The organism is Allobosea sp. CER48 (assembly GCF_044752385.1).
Taxonomy (GTDB): domain Bacteria; phylum Pseudomonadota; class Alphaproteobacteria; order Rhizobiales; family Beijerinckiaceae; genus Allobosea.
This window is the reverse complement of record NZ_JBIWYK010000538.1, coordinates 1-1,881: the sequence shown is the minus strand read 5'-3', so window position 1 is coordinate 1,881 and position 1,881 is coordinate 1. Positions and strand designations below refer to the sequence as shown.

General features: G+C 66.2%; 2 protein-coding genes. Both read right to left on the bottom strand.

Features of this window, described 5'->3' with window-relative positions:
* Window positions 1–1,416, bottom strand: a 1,416-nt coding sequence (gene trmFO, locus ACIPIA_RS15285; RefSeq protein WP_400510783.1) for a methylenetetrahydrofolate--tRNA-(uracil(54)-C(5))-methyltransferase (FADH(2)-oxidizing) TrmFO, incomplete at its 3' end; no start/stop codon positions are given.
* A 182-nt stretch (window positions 1,417–1,598) separates the two neighbouring features.
* The gene (locus ACIPIA_RS15280; protein WP_400510782.1) at window positions 1,599–1,754 is read right to left on the bottom strand and encodes a DUF1127 domain-containing protein; all 156 of its coding nucleotides are present in this window, start codon (window positions 1,752–1,754) and stop codon (window positions 1,599–1,601) included.
* Between the last annotated feature and the right edge of the window lie 127 nt (window positions 1,755–1,881).

Genomic DNA, 1,881 nt, shown 5'->3' with positions numbered 1-1,881 from the left:
CGCGCTGGTCTCTGCCAGGCCCGAAGCCCAACTCTCCATCTCGACCTTCGCGCGCGCCGTCAGGGCCTGCTTGCGAGCGAGGCTCTTGGCCGGGCCTTTCAGGCGCTTGCCGTCAGGGCCGGTGGTCGGAACGCCCTGTATCGGCGGGAAGAGGCCGAAATTGATGTTCATCGGCTGGAAGGAGCGCGGGCCTTCGTCGATCGTGACGATGTGGCCGCCGGTGATGTGGTTGACGAGCGCGCCGAGCGCCGTCGTCGCGGGCGGCACGGGCAGGTCCCGGCCAAGCCGCTCCGCGGCGGCCATCCGCCCCGCGAGCAGCCCCGTCGCAGCGCTCTCGACATAGCCCTCGCAGCCGGTGATCTGGCCGGCGAAGCGCAGGCGCTGGTCGGCCCGGAGGCGCAGGCGTTCGTCGAGCAGCTTCGGCGAATTGAGATAGGTGTTGCGGTGGATGCCACCGAGACGGGCGAACTCGGCGTTCTGCAGGCCGGGGATCATCCGGAAGATCGCCGCCTGCTCGCCATACTTCAGCTTGGTCTGGAAGCCGGTCATGTTGAAGAGGGTGCCGAGCGCATTGTCCTGGCGCAGTTGGACGACGGCATAGGCCTTCACGGTCGGGTTGTGCCTGTTGGTGAGGCCGACCGGCTTCATCGGGCCCCAGCGCAGGGTCTCGCGGCCGCGCTCGGCCATGACCTCGATCGGCAGGCAGCCGTCGAAATAGGGCGTGCCTTCCCATTCCTTGAATTCGGTCTTGTCGGCGGCGAGGAGGGCGTCGATGAAGGCCTCGTACTGGTCACGGTCGAGCGGGCAGTTGATGTAGTCGGCACCGGTGCCGCCCGGACCCGCCTTGTCGTAGCGCGACTGGAACCAGGCGGTGTCCATGTCGATCGAGTCGAAATGGACGATCGGGGCGATGGCGTCGAAGAAGGCGAGCGAATCCTCCGACGTCAGCGACTGCAGGCCCTGCGCCAGAGCCGGCGAGGTCAACGGGCCGGTCGCGATGATGACATTGTCCCATTCGGCCGGAGGCAGCCCGGCGATCTCGCCCCGATCGATGGTGACGAGCGGGTGGGCTTCCAGCGCGGCCGTGACGGCCTGCGAGAAGCCGTCGCGATCAACCGCGAGCGCACCGCCGGCCGGAACCTGGTGGGCGTCGCCCTTGGCCATGATCAGCGAGCCGAGGTGGCGCATCTCCCAGTGGAGTTGGCCGACGGCATTGCTGGACGCATCGTCCGAGCGGAAGGAGTTCGAGCAGACGAGTTCTGCGAGCCCCTCCGTCTTGTGGGCGTCGGTGCCGCGCACGGGGCGCATTTCATGGAGGACGACCGGTACGCCGGCCTCGGCGATCTGCCAGGCGGCTTCGGAGCCGGCGAGACCGCCGCCAATGATATGGACGGGTTGGATTGATGGGCTTTCCATCGCTGCGATGTGTCCGCAGCTGGCTTTCAGGTCAAGGGTGACGAGCGCCAGAAATGCAAAATGCCCGCCGTGAGGCGGGCATTCGCTCTTCGACCAGATCCGAGGGGAGGGGAAACACGGACCCGGGAGAAACTACTCGGAACACGCGGCGCCCGATGCGCCGCGGTTCGAAGTCAACGTCTTCAGGCCGCGGCGTGGGTGCGGGCGATGAAGGCGATCTCCGAGCGCGACAGGCCGAGATCGTCGAGCTCACGGTCGGTCAGACGGGAGAGCTCACGGACGGTCTCGCGATAACGGAGGTAGGCGCGAATTTTGGCGGCGATCATGGTGACGAACATGGTGGTCTTCCTTGCTTAATTCCGGACTGGGGCGGCGCCCACAGCGATAAATTCGTTGTGCACTGCATATAAGTGAGGCGGGCTGCTTTAAACAGTGGCTCCCAGTCAGCTCCGTCATGCTATTTGC

Coding starts and splice junctions, on each gene's coding strand:
- ACIPIA_RS15280 (WP_400510782.1), bottom strand. CDS start 1,754: ATGTTCGTCACCATGATCGCCGCCAAAATTCGCGCCTACCTCCGTTAT.